This window comes from Anaerolinea thermophila (genome assembly GCF_020723905.1).
GTDB lineage: Bacteria > Chloroflexota > Anaerolineae > Anaerolineales > Anaerolineaceae > Anaerolinea > Anaerolinea thermophila_A.
This window is the reverse complement of record NZ_DYHZ01000003.1, coordinates 282,819-298,359: the sequence shown is the minus strand read 5'-3', so window position 1 is coordinate 298,359 and position 15,541 is coordinate 282,819. Positions and strand designations below refer to the sequence as shown.

Annotated in this window: 13 protein-coding genes; 6 read left to right on the top strand and 7 right to left on the bottom strand. The window is 48.9% G+C overall.

All coding sequences use genetic code 11. The annotated features are described in order from the left end of the window. Positions 1 to 91 precede the first annotated feature (91 nt). Positions 92 to 445, bottom strand: a complete 354-nt coding sequence (locus tag LHF31_RS06130) for a cyclic-di-AMP receptor (protein ID WP_298008310.1) — start codon at positions 443 to 445, stop codon at positions 92 to 94. A gap of 117 nt (positions 446 to 562) precedes the next feature. Here LHF31_RS06130 and LHF31_RS06125 point away from each other — a divergent pair, with 117 nt between their 5' ends. Then, the gene (locus LHF31_RS06125) at positions 563 to 1,201 is read left to right on the top strand and encodes a deoxynucleoside kinase (protein ID WP_298008312.1); all 639 of its coding nucleotides are present in this window, start codon (positions 563 to 565) and stop codon (positions 1,199 to 1,201) included. Here LHF31_RS06125 and LHF31_RS06120 read toward each other — a convergent pair. Further along, the gene (locus LHF31_RS06120) at positions 1,198 to 2,244 is read right to left on the bottom strand and encodes a UDP-glucose--hexose-1-phosphate uridylyltransferase (RefSeq protein WP_298008314.1); all 1,047 of its coding nucleotides are present in this window, start codon (positions 2,242 to 2,244) and stop codon (positions 1,198 to 1,200) included. The two genes, LHF31_RS06125 and LHF31_RS06120, sit on opposite strands and share 4 nt — an antisense overlap. A 188-nt stretch (positions 2,245 to 2,432) precedes the next feature. On the opposite strand from LHF31_RS06120, the gene LHF31_RS06115 reads away from it, so the two are divergent. The 4 genes from LHF31_RS06115 to LHF31_RS06100 are packed head-to-tail and all read left to right on the top strand — an operon-like array spanning position 2,433 to position 8,291. Continuing rightward, positions 2,433 to 3,782, top strand: coding sequence for an AAA family ATPase (locus tag LHF31_RS06115; RefSeq protein ID WP_298008317.1), 1,350 nt, complete (start codon positions 2,433 to 2,435; stop codon positions 3,780 to 3,782). Then, positions 3,779 to 4,531 (top strand): glycerophosphodiester phosphodiesterase family protein, encoded by a 753-nt coding sequence (locus tag LHF31_RS06110; protein WP_298008320.1) that lies wholly within the window; start codon positions 3,779 to 3,781, stop codon positions 4,529 to 4,531. The genes LHF31_RS06115 and LHF31_RS06110 overlap by 4 nt, the downstream gene beginning before the upstream one ends. After that, positions 4,528 to 5,469: a threonine/serine dehydratase gene (locus LHF31_RS06105; protein ID WP_298008323.1), complete on the top strand. Its 942-nt coding sequence runs from the start codon at positions 4,528 to 4,530 to the stop codon at positions 5,467 to 5,469. The genes LHF31_RS06110 and LHF31_RS06105 overlap by 4 nt, the downstream gene beginning before the upstream one ends. 14 nt (positions 5,470 to 5,483) lie before the next feature. Next, entirely contained in the window at positions 5,484 to 8,291 is a 2,808-nt protein-coding gene (locus tag LHF31_RS06100; protein WP_303773868.1) for a glycoside hydrolase family 3 N-terminal domain-containing protein, read from the top strand. Here LHF31_RS06100 and LHF31_RS06095 read toward each other — a convergent pair. After that, a complete protein-coding gene (locus LHF31_RS06095) occupies positions 8,283 to 9,275 on the bottom strand; it encodes a serine/threonine-protein kinase (protein ID WP_298008329.1) in 993 nt (330 codons plus the stop codon). The two genes, LHF31_RS06100 and LHF31_RS06095, sit on opposite strands and share 9 nt — an antisense overlap. A gap of 135 nt (positions 9,276 to 9,410) precedes the next feature. On the opposite strand from LHF31_RS06095, the gene LHF31_RS06090 reads away from it, so the two are divergent. Then, entirely contained in the window at positions 9,411 to 10,076 is a 666-nt protein-coding gene (locus LHF31_RS06090) for an FHA domain-containing protein (protein WP_303773865.1), read from the top strand. 59 nt (positions 10,077 to 10,135) lie between these two features. On the opposite strand, the gene LHF31_RS06085 is transcribed toward LHF31_RS06090, so the two are convergent. The 4 genes from LHF31_RS06085 to LHF31_RS06070 all read right to left on the bottom strand — a co-directional run bounded on the left by LHF31_RS06085 (position 10,136) and on the right by LHF31_RS06070 (position 15,517). Then, positions 10,136 to 11,485 carry a CpXC domain-containing protein gene (locus tag LHF31_RS06085; protein WP_298010093.1) on the bottom strand — a complete coding sequence of 450 codons (1,350 nt, stop codon included), beginning with the start codon at positions 11,483 to 11,485 and terminating at the stop codon, positions 10,136 to 10,138. Positions 11,486 to 11,547: 62 nt separating this feature from the next. Beyond that, complete coding sequence (locus LHF31_RS06080; protein ID WP_298010096.1) at positions 11,548 to 13,113, bottom strand: ATP-binding protein; 1,566 nt, start codon at positions 13,111 to 13,113, stop codon at positions 11,548 to 11,550. After that, positions 13,107 to 14,429: an acetyl ornithine aminotransferase family protein gene (locus LHF31_RS06075; RefSeq protein ID WP_298010098.1), complete on the bottom strand. Its 1,323-nt coding sequence runs from the start codon at positions 14,427 to 14,429 to the stop codon at positions 13,107 to 13,109. The genes LHF31_RS06080 and LHF31_RS06075 overlap by 7 nt, the downstream gene beginning before the upstream one ends. Before the next feature lie 155 nt (positions 14,430 to 14,584). After that, positions 14,585 to 15,517 carry an ROK family protein gene (locus tag LHF31_RS06070; RefSeq protein ID WP_303773862.1) on the bottom strand — a complete coding sequence of 311 codons (933 nt, stop codon included), beginning with the start codon at positions 15,515 to 15,517 and terminating at the stop codon, positions 14,585 to 14,587. Positions 15,518 to 15,541: the final 24 nt, after the last annotated feature.

Sequence of the window (15,541 nt, the reverse complement as noted above, 5' to 3'; positions counted from 1 at the left end):
ACTGAGTTACCCAGGTTCCTCCAGACGTGATCGATTGGAGGCTGTTTCGGATTTTCTTCCACGAAATCTGCGATGAGTGACTTGCCATAATTTAGAACTGTTCGAAATGCTCTACTTCGATACTGAAAATATACGCACTCCCTACTTCGGCTTCGATCATCATGGGAGGAAGTCCTTCAGGTAGAACCATATGCCCCTGTGCTGGAACAAACCGTCGGCGCGTTCCACAAATTTTCTGGACAATTTGCACAAGTTCATCCCCTCTTTGAGAATGGATTCCCATCAACAGACAAGTGGATCCAAAACCCAAAAAACCCTCACGTGGACTGATGACTGTTAAGGCAAACCCAGCCTTAAGCAGTGCCGAGGTCAATTGACCGCTTTGTTCAGCGGCAACAACAATCAGTATCATACGATCCACTCTGGTTTGTGGCTGGTCAGCCATCCTTAAAAACTCCCAGAAAGAGAGAAATTCACGGGGTATTATACTCCCGTCCTCTTTAAGAAGTGGGATAGAATTACCAAAAGGACACCAAAACCATTCCTCATGGAGAAAATTGCTATGCCTAAACGATTGGTGCTTGTAGCGGGAAACATCGGCTCTGGAAAGACTTCACTGACTGAGAGAATCGGCGAGCGTCTGGGATGGATCACTGCTTATGAATCAGTGGCTGACAATCCCTTCCTGGCCGATTTTTATGCAGATATGAAGAAATGGTCCTTTCACCTGCAAATTTACTTTTTAGGACACCGTGCTCAGCAACATCTCGACATGTGGAATGACCCGCGCTCTGCAATTATTGACCGCAGTATTTACGAGGATGCGTACATCTTCGCACGCGCGCTCCACCATTTAGGGAACATGACGGAAGCGGAGTATCTGTCCTACCGTAAAGTGTTCGATCTGGTGGTGGCGCATCTCCCAGCGCCTAGCCTGCTGATCTACCTCAAAGCACCCGTCCCCGTCTTGATGAATCGAATCCGCAAGCGGGCAAGGAATATTGAAACAGGTATCACCGAAGAATACCTTGCCCTGCTTGATACTTTCTATGAAGACTGGCTCCGATCCTTTGACCTGTGCCCGGTGCTGACCATCCGCTCGGACGATCTGGATTTTGTCCATCGTCCACAGCACCTCGATCTGGTCGTCCAGCGGATTCAGGAAAAACTGGCAGGCAAAGAAGAAATGATACTGGATTAGTCAGGCTCCCTGTTCTTGTAATGAATTGCAGGTAAATCCCGAAGACGCTGTGCAGCGGTTTCGGGGGTTAAATCACGTTGCGGCATTCCCAGCATCTCAAAGCCCACCATAAATTTCCGAACGGTAGCGGACCGCAACAGAGGCGGATAATAGTGTGCATGAAAATGATGGAAAGGGTAGGATTTTCCATCGGAAGGAGTCTGGTGAAATCCCATCGAATAGGGGAAAGAAATTCCAAATAAGTTATCGTAACGAATCGTGATTTGCCGGAGGATATCTGCCAGCCCCTGGCGTTGTTCCAGATTCAAGTCCGGCATTGAACCGACATGATCATGGGAAATGAGCAGAATTTCAAAGGGCCAGACAGCCCAAAACGGTACTAATGCCGTAAAGAATTCATTGCTACAGACAATCCGTTCTCCGGATGATTGTTCTGCCTTCAGATAATCGCACAGCAGACAGGAGTGGTGCTTTTGAGCATATGCTTCCTGCTGACGTAATTCCACAGCAGGCTGGTTGGGAATATGACTGGTCGCCCACACCTGGCTATGGGGGTGGGGATTGGATGCTCCCATCATCGCCCCCTTGTTCTCAAATATTTGAACATACTGAATAAATGGCTTCCCACCCAAATCCAGGGTTTGCTCAATCCATATATCAATGACGGCTTCTACCTCCCCCTGACTCATCTCCGGGATGGTCAAATCATGCCGGGGCGAAAAACAAATCACCCGACAAATGCCATTCTCTTCCTCAGCGATAAATAGATCGCTTTCTGTGTGGCTCCCGGGGCGGTCTTCTGGAAGCAGTAAAGCAGCAAAATCATTGTCAAAAACAAACGTCCCTGTGTAGGGGGGATTTTGAACACCAACCGAACGCTTATTTCCCGGACAAAGGTAACATTCCGGGTCATATTGAGGTAATCGCTCCGGGGGCACTTTTTCTACCTGTCCCAGCCATGGGCGTCTGGCTCGGTGAGGAGAAACCAGAACCCATTCTCCGGTGAGTAAATTTAAACGACGATGAGGACGATCAAAATTCATGGTGGCAGGCTCCTCGCGTTACGCAATTTTGGAGAATCGAATTTATTATATCCATTTCAGGGAACTGAAAGGTATTCGTAAAGAGGGAAAATCCCTTTGTGTGAGGGCATCCCGTTTACAGCATGCTATAATCAAAAGAAACTATTCGCTGTTCTACCCAAATTTGGCTTGTTTCAGGGAGGTCATCTATGACAAATGCACCCATGAAATCGGGAGCAAAACCTGCAACACCTACAGGGCCCTCTGCCCCACCCTTTACCCCACCTCCCATTGTCAATCTGGAAGATACTGGTCTTTCCCCTTTATGGCTTCAGGATTTAGTTCTCAAGGTGATGTATTTCCAGGGATACCTGACCGGGTACAAAATTGCTGAGGAAATCGCCCTGCCCTTTTCGGGTGTTGTTGACCAGATCGTGGAAACCCTTAAGCGTGAGAAACTCATTGAGGTGAGATCCTCTCAAATGGGACTTGGGGAGGGTGCCTATCTCTACGCCATCACCGGTGCAGGAATTGCTCGCGCTCGAGAAGCCCTGGAACGCAGTCAATATGCGGGACCTGCTCCTGTTCCTTTAGGGGTATACGTGGAGTCGGTATTACGGCAGGCGCGTTCGCGCGTTCAGGTTACCAGCCGGGTGATGAGGCAGGTCCTTTCGGGACTGGTGCTTAACGAAAATACCTTTCAGGCACTGGGCCCGGCAGTAAACTCCGGAACGTCAATATTCCTGTATGGTCCTCCGGGTAACGGCAAGACCAGCATTGCCCGCGCCATTGGCAACATGCTCCAGGCTCAAAGCATTTACATTCCTTATGCCATCTATGTAGACGGGCAGGTTATCAAGTTATATGATTCCGTCAATCACAAACTGGTGCAAGAGGAAGACACCACCTATCAGGGAACGGGCACGCTGAAAGCCGGTTCTCGCCGCGACCCCCGTTGGGTACGTATCCATCGGCCTTTTATTGTCACAGGTGGTGAATTGACCCTTGCCGGGCTGGATCTGGTCTTTGACGATACGCTAAAGTATTACGAAGCCCCCTTCCAGGTTAAAGCCAATGGCGGCATCTTGTTGATTGATGACTTTGGACGTCAAATGGTGCGCCCACGAGATTTGCTCAACCGCTGGATTGTACCTCTGGAAAACCGCATTGATTATCTAACCCTGCATACCGGTCGGAAGATCGAGATTCCATTCGATGTGCTGGTAGTGTTCTCCACCAACCTGCCACCCAAAGAACTGGTCGATGAGGCCTTCCTACGCAGATTGCGCCATAAAATTGAAATTCAGGATCCTTCCTACGAGGAATACCGGGAAATTTTCCGTCGGGTTGCTGCCGCCAAGGGGGTTACCTATTCCGATCAGGGGTTAGCCTACCTGCTTCAGGAATGGTATGTAAAGCGTAACCGAAAACTGCGCGCCAATCATCCTCGTGATTTATGCGATCAGATCCTGGATATTGCCGGATACCTGAACGTTGAACCGGAAATGAGTCGGGAACTGATCGATCGAGCCGCTAAATCTTACTTTGTAGAACTATGAACGAATTTCGCCTTCGACACGATCCCCTTATCATTGCTCATCGGGGAGCCTGTGCCTATGCTCCCGAAAACACCCTTGCCGCCTTTCGCCTTGCCATTGAGCAGGGTTCAGATGCCGTTGAACTGGATGCCAAACTCAGCGCAGATGGTCATGTGGTGGTGATTCACGACCCCACAGTGGACAGAACAACCAATGGAAAGGGATGGGTTCATCGGTTGACTCTGGCTGAATTGAAACAACTAGACGCCGGCAGGTTCTTCTCTCCAAAATTTAGCAATGAACCTATTCCCACACTGGAAGAGGTTTTCGTTGAAATTGCCCCATCTCTGCTGATAAACGTGGAATTAACGAATTACACCACGCCTACAGATGCACTGGTAGAAAAAGTCTGTCATCTGGTGAAGAAACATCATCTGGAAGAGCGGGTATTATTTTCCTCTTTTCATCCGTTAAATCTCATGCGCGCGCGTCAAATTCTTCCCGAAGTCCCGGTAGCCCTTCTCGCACTGGAAGGTCGAAGCGGATGGTGGGCAAGGTCTTTTATAATGCGTGGTCTTTCACCTGAATTTATCCATCCTTATTATACGGATGCCACACCAGTGTTCATTCAAAAGCAACATCAGAAAGGACGGAGAATCAACGTGTGGACGGTGAACCAGTTCAACGCCATGCAAGAACTGGTTCAACATGGGGTGGACGGACTGATCACCGATGATCCGCTTCTCGCCCGTGAGGTTTTAGGACGATGATGTTTCCGAAGGAGTGGATTGAACAGGCTTATCTACGCTTAAAAAATGAGGTGATTCAAACGCCATTAACATGGGATGAACAAACCGCTCTTTCCTTCAAATGGGAGAATCACCAGATTACGGGTTCCTTCAAAGTAAGAGGAGCGCTGAACAGAGCCTTTTCTCTGGAAGAATGGGAATTAGAAAGAGGATTGGTCTGTGCCAGCGCTGGCAACCACGGGCAGGGTGTGGCTTATGCTGCCAAAAGACTGGGAACTTCTTGCATTGTTTTCACATATGAGAATGCTTCTGCTCTCAAGGTGGAACAGATGCGGGCATGGGGTGCCGACGTGCGGTTCGTCTCCGGGAATTATGCCGACGCTGAACAAGCCGCAATAGAATACGCCCAACGTCATAAGATGACATGGATTTCTCCCTATAATGACCCGCAGGTAATTGCCGGACAGGCTACGATTGGAGTAGAACTGATTGAGCAATGGGCAGAAAATATCCCTGAAAGTGTGGTAGTGCCGGTTGGTGGCGGTGGATTAGCCGCAGGAATTGCTCTGGCGATACAGCATTTACCCAATCCCCCCAAGGTGATTGGTATTCAGTCAGAAGCCTCGCCTTATTTTCACGCACTTTTTCACCAGGGAAACAAAGAGAAAGTGGTAGAATGGAAAAGTCTCGCAGATGGTCTGGCTGGCGATTTAGAAGAGAGCTCTATCACCATTCCCCTGGTGAAATCACATCTTTTTGATATCCGACTGGTATCGGAAATCGAAATTGCTCAAGCCATCCGTTATGCATGGGAAAATTTTCAGGAACGTATCGAAGGCTCTGCAGCGGTAACCCTGGCTGCCGTGATGAGCGGAAAAGTACAAGAATTCCCTGCCACCTTAATTATCAGTGGAGGAAATATCGATTCGAGTCTTTTTGAAAAAATTATCCATTCATAAAACAGATATGCTTTATGAAGAGAAGTCATAACCCTATTTTGATCCTTCTTCTTGTGGCTGTACTTTTAACAGCCATCTTTCCTCTTGCCTCAGCCAATTCACTTCCTCAAGCCGATAACCCAAGGCAAAAAGCACGCAATCTGCTTGAAAAACTTACCCCTGAAGAACGGATTGGTCAACTATTCCTGGTTTCTTTCCAAGGAACAAATATAACACCTGAATCTCCAATTTATACCCTGATCACCCGCTATCACATCGGAGGAGTCGTTTTACTGCGAAAGAATAACAACTTTAACGATCAGGAAAGTTTACTGCTGAGCACTTTCAATCTAATCCGAACGCTACAGGAAATTGAGTGGAATCAATCTCAAAGTGAAGGGCAAACCATTCCACAATATATCCCCCTTTTTATAGGGATTTCCCAAGAAGGCGACCTTGCTCCCCATGACCAGATCCTTTCCAGTCTGACCCCTCTACCCAATCTAATGGCAATTGGAGCGACCTGGGATACCAGCATCGCTCAACAGGTAGGGGCAGTGCTTGGCAGTGAACTCAGCGCTCTGGGATTCAATCTGATTTTTGGACCTTCATTGGATGTACTGGATGTTCCCTATGCGATAGGGAAAGAAGACCTCGGTTCGCGTACATTTGGCGGGGACCCCTACTGGGTCAGCGAAATGGGAAAAGCCTACATTGCCGGCATTCATCAAGGGAGCGGGGAGAAAATGGCAGTCATCGCCAAACATTTCCCGGGCCGGGGAAGTTCAGATCGGCAGCCGGAAGAAGAAATAGCCACCGTTCGGAAAACCTTTGAGCAGTTAAAACAAGTTGAACTGGCACCGTTCATCGCAGTGACCAGTGAACCAATCCCATCAGCCTCTACAACTGACGGCTTGTTGCTTTCTCACATTCGATATCAAGGATTTCAGAAAAATATCCGCGCGACCACAAACCCATTGAGTTTTGATCGCACGGCTTTGAATGAAATTTTGAGTCTGCCTGAATTTGCGCAGTGGCGGGGAAACGGTGGTGTAATCGTCAGCGATAATTTAGGCAGTCCAGCCATTCAGCGTTTTTTTGATCCCAGTGGAACAAACTTCGATGCCCGCCAGATTGCTCGAAATGCTTTTCTTGCGGGTAATGACATTCTTTACATTGACTCGCTGGTTTCCAGTGGAGACCCCGATTCATACACCACCCTGACACGCATTTTAGAATCGTTCATTCAGAAATACAATGAAGATCCCACATTTGCACAGAGGGTAGATGAATCCGTAGAACGGATCCTGACCTTGAAGTTCCGCTTATATCCCGGTTTTGATTTTGAACAAATTGTTCCATCCGAATCCAACCTTGGTGCCATTGGTAAATCCCAAAAAATCACCTTTGATGTAGCCGCCCGTGCAGCAACATTGATCAGTCCAGATTTTAACGAACTCATCAATGTTTTGCCTTCCCCACCCCAGCCAAGAGAGCGCCTGGTCTTCTTTACAGACACGATTCTTGCTCGACAATGCAACACCTGTGCGGAAAAACCCAGCCCTGCCATTAATGCTTTGCAGAACGCAGTTTTGCAACTATATGGGCCTCAAGCCGGAGCGCAAGTTTCTTCTAACCGGGTGAGTTCTTACTCCTTTTTAGAGCTCTGGCAAGCCCTCCGCAACCAGGAGGGAACAGAAACACTGGTACGCGATGTGCAACTGGCAGACTGGTTGATTTTCTCCACCCTGAACGAATCTTCCAGCCGGCCAGAATCAGGCGCATTACGGCAATTGTTATCAGAAAAGCCTGACTGGATTCGGAATAAAAAAATCATTGTGTTTGCCTTCAACGCACCCTACTACCTGGATGCTACCGACATCAGTAAACTCAACGCTTACTATGCCCTATATGGGAAAACCTCACCCTTCATCGAAATTGCCGCCCGTCTGCTTTTCCAGGAGATGATCCCTTCAGGAGCCTCACCGGTCTCCATTCCAGGGATTGGTTATGATCTCATAGAAGCAACTACTCCTGACCCCAATCAGATTATCAGTTTACAACTGGATATACCAGAAGGTATGGTGAAGCCAGGCGGAAATTCCGAAGCAACGCCTGTTCCCACCTTCAAGGTAGGAGATATCATTCCGTTGAAAACAGGGGTTATTTTGGATCACAACCGCCATCCCGTTCCAGACGGTACTCCTGTTCGATTCCATTTCTCTTCGGGAGGGGAAACAGGGATAGCCCAATTGATAGAAACGGTAACTCAAGGCGGAATCGCTCGCGCGTCTTATCGAATTGAACGAGCAGGCTTGCTGGAAATCCGCGTAACCAGTGAACCTGCCATGAATTCCAATATTCTTCGACTGGATGTAAGTAATACCGAAGGGGCTGTGGTTACAGCCATTTTACCTACCCCTGTCCCTACAGAAACCCCCACCCCCACTCTCACTTTGACGCCAGAAATCACCCCAACATCCACTCCTGAGCCACCGAAATCTCAAGGCACCCCAACGATCGGATTGTGGCTACTCTCCACCCTTTTGACCATTGGAGGGGCACTTACTGGTGGTTGGGCTTCTCTGCAATTGATTCATTCTTCACGCTGGGCGGTCAGAATTGGGTTAATGATCCTTCTAGGAGGTACATTTTCGTACCTTTACCTTGCGCTGGGCTTCCCGGGTAGCCATGAAGTACTTGCCCAATCCTGGAAAGGAATTGTTGGGGTAACTGGCATCGGGATATTCGTCGGTATACTGGTTGGCTCAGGATGGTATGGAATCAGCCGTCAATATGTTCGATCAGGAGAATCACCCAGGACTCCCCAAAATTTACCGTAACAGGGTAATCAGCAAACCCAGTGCCATCAGCATTAAAGAGGTTCCCAGCAAAGTTCTCTCCAGGGGAAACCGTAGGAACCCCCAAACAGAACGTTGCGTGGATACCCGGGGAAGAGGGCGCGAAACGGGAGCATAATCCCCCAATAAGGCTGAACGGAACTGGGTCACCGATTCAGGACGTTCATCAGGATGTAAAGACATTGCCCATAAAATTGCTCGCTCGGTTCTCTGAGAGACAGCAGGATTCAGTTGCCTTGGAGGAATGAGTTTTTCAGGGTTCAGAAAACGCTCTCTGGCATCTGCCGGGGGATGATTGGTGAGTAAATGATATAGAGTAGCCCCAAAGGCGTAGATATCAGAACGCACATCAGTATGCCCACTATCACCACCATATTGTTCCAGAGGGGTGTAAAGGGCAGTGCCCTGTCCTTGAAGAATGGTAATAGTCACTTCACCCGGCGCAGCCAGTTTCACCAGACCAAAATCTACCAGTTTTAACAATCCACTGGGGGTTAATTTCAAGTTGCTGGGCTTGATATCGCGATGAAGGATGGGAGGGTTTTGACCATGCAGATATTCAAGCGCATCACACAGTTGACTTGCCCACGCCAGCACATCTTCTTCGGCTAAAAATGTTCCCGCCTGACGAGCCTCTACCATTAAGGTGCGTAAATCTTTTCCAGGGACATAATCCATGACCAGATAGTCACGGTTCCCCACAGAGAAAAAATCGGAAACCTTGGGCAGGTTGGGATGATCCAGACGCGCCAGGATGGTGGCTTCACGTAAAAACTGCTCCCGCGCCTCCCGAAGTAAATCGGGGGGCAGAGAACGATCATGTTCCACTTCCTTCAATGCACAGGTGCGACCTTCCAGGCGTAAATCATCCGCCAGGTAAATACAACCCACTCCCCCCTGACCAATCACCCGGCGAATCTTATAACGCCCTCGCAGCACCTCTCCCGGCTTAATCGGAACTGGCATCTCCTCCTACCTGTTGAACACAGACCTCAGACAATTTTAATTCGGCGTAATTGTCTGGGTTTTATTCGGACGACCCGCTGCAGGGTTATCAAAAGTATGATTCTTTGATATATTATACCGTATCGGAGGGATTACATGACACAGAGCGGCACAGAGGCGCCTTTGCTTGTGGCTTCCACAGGTCCCCTGAATGGACAACGATGGACAATGAAAAAATCCCTGCTTATCGGTCGGGATCCTTCCTGTGACATCGTTATTCCTGACCGCCAGATTTCCCGTTATCACGCACGGGTATCTCCCCTCCCCAATGGAGCCATGCTGGAGGATTTAGGAAGTAAAAACGGCACCTATTACCTGGGTAAGCGCGTTGAAGATCCTGTGTCTCTCCAAGATGGAGATGTGTTTCAGGTTGCCCTGGTGCAGCATTTCACTTTTCTTGTTTCGGATGCTACCCTGCCTTTAGGCAATGCCTTTATCCCTCCACATACGAGAGGATATCGTCTGAGACTGGATGAACGATCTCGTCGTCTCTGGCTTAACGGGAAGGAAGTTCTGCCACCGTTATCTGCACAGCAATTTCGACTGTTACAAACCCTGGAAAAACAGCAGGGAGAAGTGGTTTCTCGCGAAGAATTGATTCAAGCCGTTTGGGGAGAAGAAGCCTTTGGAGTCACCGAACAAGCCTTTGATGCACTGGTAAGAAGGTTACGGGAACGGCTTGCAGAAATTGATCCACACCATCACTATATCCTGACTGTGCGAGGTCATGGATTGCGTCTGGATAACCCGCCTGCTGAATGAATAAAACAGGGGCTGTCTTCAAAGACAGCCCCATAAAACAAGAGGAAGATATTTAGGGGTTACCCCTTTTTCATATTCATTTCCATACTGAAGCGCAAGGCTTGCCGGTAAACACCTTCCAGTTGATGAGCCAGTTCTTCCTGTCCCTGTTCCTGCATCTGAGAAACGAGTCCAGACAGGATCTGAAGAAATTCAGGCGAAATATTTTCTTCGTTCTTTTCGAGCAATTCGCGACGGGCTACATCATCCCGAGCGCTGAGCAAGTCTTCAATCAGTTCGTACTCAGCAGGCGGTTTCGCGGCTTCCTGCAGTATGTTTACGATTTTCTGAATCCTGGCACTGCGCTCAAGGTCGCCATCCTGACGAGCCTTATCCAGCGCCTCGCGCAAGGCTTCGGCGAAAAACTCATCCAGCGAGCCAAGATTTTCTTCCAGAGCCGCTTCCAGATTGGGCGCATTAAGGAGATTTTCGACCAGTTTTCGAGCAGACTGCATCTGCTCCTGAATTTGCCGGTTGACTTCCTGGGTCATTGCCAATAACTTGTCCCGAAGTTCCTGTAAGCGTTTTTTCTCATCATCGGGAGCATTTTCCATACGGCTGCTGAGGATGTTGAAAAATTCATAATCCAGACCAGAAACAGTAACACGCGCCAGTGCTTCAACCGCGGCAGGGCTTGTCTGTTTCAGCATTAATTCCAGCAAGCCTTCCCGGGTAAGACCGCGTTTGCCCGCTTCCTGGAGTTCTTGCAAGGCTGTTTGAATAGCCGCAGAATCAGATAAGATTTGTTGTCCCAGAGCAGTCAATGGAAGAATTTCCTTCTGCAAATTCACCAAAGCCTGAGCGGTAGCCCGATCTCCTCCCGCCAGTGATGCTTCGATAAATTGTCCAATCATCTGGAAAAATTCCTGATCCATAGTTTCTTCTTCCTGCCGGACAATTTCCGGGCGAGAAGCAGGCGTGGCATTCAGTAAACGTTGAATCAGGTTAAGACGTTTCTGAGATTTCTCAATCATTTCCCTGGTAATGCCATCCGCTTCCAGTACCCGATCAATCATGGTTTGCATGGTGAACATGGACTGCGGGCGGAAAAGGTAGGCTTTGCGTTCTTCTGGCTTGAGGCGTTCGGTAACCTGTTTAATATAAGGGCCTAAAATCCGTTCCTGTTCCTTCAAAGGAAGTCCCAGTTCGGGAGGGAAATAGGTTAATAACAACTCTTTTTCAGGATCGTGATAGACCAGAGGCATGGGAATGGGCCCATCATATCCACAGTTCTGGCACACCGCACGGTTGTAAGTACCCGAAAGAAGGCGCTGTTTGGCTTTTGGATCAACATTCATATCCAGCAACTGCTCTACTTCAGCAAGAACAGGCTGGCGGCATCGTGGGCAAGAAGTTTGAATTTTTGCCATAGGGAATCCTTAAATAGAAAGATGATGGGATTATACCACTCTGCGAAGTGCGAAACAGGCGATTAATCTCTGGGCAATGTAAAACAAATACGAGCCCCCTTTTGACCGGGATGACTATCCACCCAGATTCTTCCTCCGTGGGCTTCGATGATGGCACGGGAGAGGTACAAACCTAACCCTGCCCCCTTCGTTACTTTTGCGGCTTCAGGGTTACGATAAAAACGATCAAATACATGAGGGACATCTTCCGGGTTAATACCGGGACCTTCATCGCTGACGCAAACAATGACCTGATTGCCGCGCACCTCTCCATGAATACGCACCTCACCGCCTGGAGCATATTTGATGGAGTTTCCAATCAAGTTCGTGAGCACCTGTTGAATCCTGCCTTCATCAGCAAGTACAATGGGAAAATCATCGGGAAAATCTACCACAATGCGATGAGAAGATGTTTGCGTTTGCATTCTTTGAGCCACCCTCTGAGCCAGGTCTGGGAGAGACAAATCGCTTCTTTTTAACGTAAGGCCCCCAGCCTGTAAGCGGGAAGCATCCAGCAAGTTTTCAATCATCACTGCCAACCGGTCGGCTTCTTCTTCAATTACCTTCAGGCTATCCTGGATAATTTCCGGATCCCAGGAAGCATCCTCTCGTCTCAGAGTGCTTACATACCCCTTGATTAATGCCACCGGCGTTTTGAGTTCGTGACTGACAATGGAGATGAAAGTAGATTTGAGCTCCTCTGCCTGCCGAAAGCGGGTGATATCTCTCACCGTCGCGATGATATTGACCAGACGGTTTTCAGAGGAAATCAGAGGAACATAAGTAATTCCTACCGGTAAAGGGGCTAATCCTGGACGGGCAAGATCACCTTCCACATAGAGGTACGCATGCGGAGTCAGGGGCCAGCCATCCGATTCAGCCTGTTCAAGTGTAATGCCCTGAGGTGGCTTGCTCCAGCGGATTATTTCTTCATGGCGTTTTCCGCGAATTTTTTCCAGCGGCATATTAAGCATCCGAGAAATTGCCGGGTTACATCGCTCGATGCGATTATCCGGGTGGAGAATCAAAATCCCATCGGCAAGAGAATCTAACAATGCATTAAGGCGCTCTTTTTCCAGTGTAGTTTGGGTGTATAACTGGGCATTTTGTACTGCGATTGCCGCCTGATCGGCAAAACTACTTAATAAGGCTATATCATTTGCCGTAAAACTGCCGGCATAAGAACGAAAGATAACAATCAGCCCGACCACACGCTGGAGCGTAACCAAAGGCAAGACAATCCCGTGGAGTAACCCCATGCTGGCGGCCTGTGCCAGTTCGTTTACCTGGCGATTGATTTCAGGTAGTTCATACTGTTCAGGGTCTTCATCAGCGGGAACATTAGCCAGTACATTTTCAATGGCACGCAAGAAAGGCATAGGAATGCCCTGAGTCACCACCACCCGCCAGCCGCCTTCTTCTTCGCGTAAGGCAATCAACCCTGCCTGCCCTGCCAGCATCTCAATGGCTATGCGAAGTATTCGCCCGAGTAATTTTTTTAAATCCAGTTCCTGCGTTAACGCTCGAGCAATTTCCAGCAAGTAATCACGCTGTCGGACGCGAAAATCAGGCAATAGCGGTTCTAACATGCTTCCTCTGCCAGTTGAATAGCCCTTTCGATGATCCCTAATCCTTCATCGATTTCCTGACGGGTAATACAAAGCGGCGGAGAAATGCGAATCACACTCTTTCCACAACCCAGTAAGAGCAATCCATGCTCAAAAGCCAGATCCACTACCCGGTCTCTAAACTGTTCATCAGGCTTTCGGGTTTCCCGATCCTTAACAAATTCTATCCCGATCATTAAACCGATCCCCCGTACATCCCCGATTACTGGATGACGAAGTGCCATTTCCCGCAATTTTTCCAGAGTATATGCGCCTACTTCAGCAGCATTTTGCATGTATTCATTCCCAATTAATTCAATCGTTGCCAATGCCGCCGCACATGAGAGTGGATTTCCCCCAAAGGTATTACCGTGCGCGCCTTTTTGCCACTTCATCAAGCGCTTCCGGGCAATCATGGCGCCCAGCGGCAAGCCAGAGGCAATCCCTTTTGCCGCACAGACAATATCAGGTTCCACCCCAAAATGCTCAATTGCCCACCACTTTCCCGTACGTCCCATGCCAGACTGTACTTCATCAACGATCAGAAGAATTCCATATCGATCGCATAATTGGCGCAAAGCCGGGAAGAAACCATCTGCCGGGACAATATAACCACCCTCTCCCTGAATCGGTTCAACGAGGATAGCCGCAACATCCTCAGGGGGTATCACTTTTGCCAGTACCTGTTCTTCGATATAACGGACAACAGTTTCTCCATACCTTTCCCCCGGAAGGCTTTGTAACACCGGGTGGTATGGATCAGGATATGGCACATGGGTAACCCCATTCATCAACGGGAAAAAGCCCCGATGATAATGATTCTTGCTGGCAGTGAACGTTACGGCTCCCATAGTACGTCCATGAAAACCTCCCAGAAAACCGATAAATTGCGTCCTTCCTGTGACATATCGTGCCAGTTTGATGGCTGCTTCCACGCTTTCTGTGCCTGAATTGGTCATAAAGGAAACCGCAGGTTCATTGAATGGAGCAATCTCATTTAACGCCTCACCCAGCCTGATCCAGTTCTCATGATAGAAATCGGATGAGATGTGTAAAAACTTTTCGGCTTGTTCTTGAATCGCTTTCACTACCCTGGGATGGCTGTGTCCGGTTGAATTTACCGCAATCCCCGCTGCAAAATCCAGAAAACGATTTCCGTCTACATCCCATACCTCACAACCTTTTCCATGGTCCATCACAAAAGGATATCCTCGAGGATATGAAGGGGAAATGACACGATGATCGCGTTCTATCATGGATCGAGCCACCACACCGGGAAGTTTAAGCCTTGTCACCATACCAGATTGCCTCCTGAACGTTTCTGAGATGAATTGGGATTTCCTCCACTAGTGTAGCAAATCCACCCAAATTTTGCCAATGAACAAGGGGCTCGGGTAGTTAATAAAATAATAAAAACGGAGGGCGGGATCCCTCCGTTTCCTTCGTTCTTATCTTATTCTACAGTTTGAGCAAGTGCCAGAGCACCTAAAAGCCCTGCATCATCTCCAAGAGAAGCGGTCGTGACCACCAGGCCATGGAGATACTCTGGCGAAATGACGTAGGCGGCAATAGCCTCCCTCAGAGGGTCGAGCAGGTACTTACCACTCCGTGAAACTCCTCCACCGATAATTACAATCTGTGGATTGAATAAGTGCAAGAAATCCGCAATTGCCCGCCCAAGATATCCTCCTGCCCGGGCAAGGGCTTCACGAGCCAGTGGATCACCCTGTTCTGCTGCCAGACTGACATCCCGCGCAGATACAGTGGACAATTCCGCCATAGAAGAAGGCACCCCACGAGCCAGTTGTTCAGTAACATAACGGGCAATTGCTGTCCCGGATGCCAGCGCCTCCAGATGCCCCCGTTGTCCACAACCGCACAGGGGCCCACTGGGATCTACAGTGATATGCCCAATTTCTGCGGCCAGTCCTTTATATCCCAGCAACAGTTTTCCGTCCTCGATCACTCCGCCACCAATTCCTGTACTGACCGTCATATACAGCAAATGCTGGTATCCACGACCTGCGCCAAACTTCCATTCTCCCATGGCTGCAAGGTTAGCATCGTTTCCCAACAATGTTGGAATCTTGAAGCGATCCTGAACAATCTGCGCCAATGGAAGATTGACCCATCCGGGAATATTTGGAGCGGCGTATAAAATACCTGTTTTAGGGTTGAGGGGACCCGGTGCCGCCATACCAATCGCTTTGACTTTCCCATGTGCAGGTAGAACGGTCTTGATAAGTTCCAGAAGACGATCAACCGCAGATTGATCTCTGGCTTGTGTGGGGATGCGCTTCTGAGAAACGGCTTTTTGCTCTCCTTCGGGATACAACGCAGCCCGCAACTGGGTTCCCCCAATATCTACCGCGATGTAATAGTCCATAATGATTATCCTGCCTCATCCTTC

Coding starts and splice junctions, on each gene's coding strand:
- LHF31_RS06130 (WP_298008310.1), bottom strand. CDS start 445: ATGGCTGACCAGCCACAAACCAGAGTGGATCGTATGATACTGATTGTT.
- LHF31_RS06125 (WP_298008312.1), top strand. CDS start 563: ATGCCTAAACGATTGGTGCTTGTAGCGGGAAACATCGGCTCTGGAAAG.
- LHF31_RS06120 (WP_298008314.1), bottom strand. CDS start 2,244: ATGAATTTTGATCGTCCTCATCGTCGTTTAAATTTACTCACCGGAGAA.
- LHF31_RS06115 (WP_298008317.1), top strand. CDS start 2,433: ATGACAAATGCACCCATGAAATCGGGAGCAAAACCTGCAACACCTACA.
- LHF31_RS06110 (WP_298008320.1), top strand. CDS start 3,779: ATGAACGAATTTCGCCTTCGACACGATCCCCTTATCATTGCTCATCGG.
- LHF31_RS06105 (WP_298008323.1), top strand. CDS start 4,528: ATGATGTTTCCGAAGGAGTGGATTGAACAGGCTTATCTACGCTTAAAA.
- LHF31_RS06100 (WP_303773868.1), top strand. CDS start 5,484: ATGAAGAGAAGTCATAACCCTATTTTGATCCTTCTTCTTGTGGCTGTA.
- LHF31_RS06095 (WP_298008329.1), bottom strand. CDS start 9,275: ATGCCAGTTCCGATTAAGCCGGGAGAGGTGCTGCGAGGGCGTTATAAG.
- LHF31_RS06090 (WP_303773865.1), top strand. CDS start 9,411: ATGACACAGAGCGGCACAGAGGCGCCTTTGCTTGTGGCTTCCACAGGT.
- LHF31_RS06085 (WP_298010093.1), bottom strand. CDS start 11,485: ATGGCAAAAATTCAAACTTCTTGCCCACGATGCCGCCAGCCTGTTCTT.
- LHF31_RS06080 (WP_298010096.1), bottom strand. CDS start 13,113: ATGTTAGAACCGCTATTGCCTGATTTTCGCGTCCGACAGCGTGATTAC.
- LHF31_RS06075 (WP_298010098.1), bottom strand. CDS start 14,429: ATGGTGACAAGGCTTAAACTTCCCGGTGTGGTGGCTCGATCCATGATA.
- LHF31_RS06070 (WP_303773862.1), bottom strand. CDS start 15,517: ATGGACTATTACATCGCGGTAGATATTGGGGGAACCCAGTTGCGGGCT.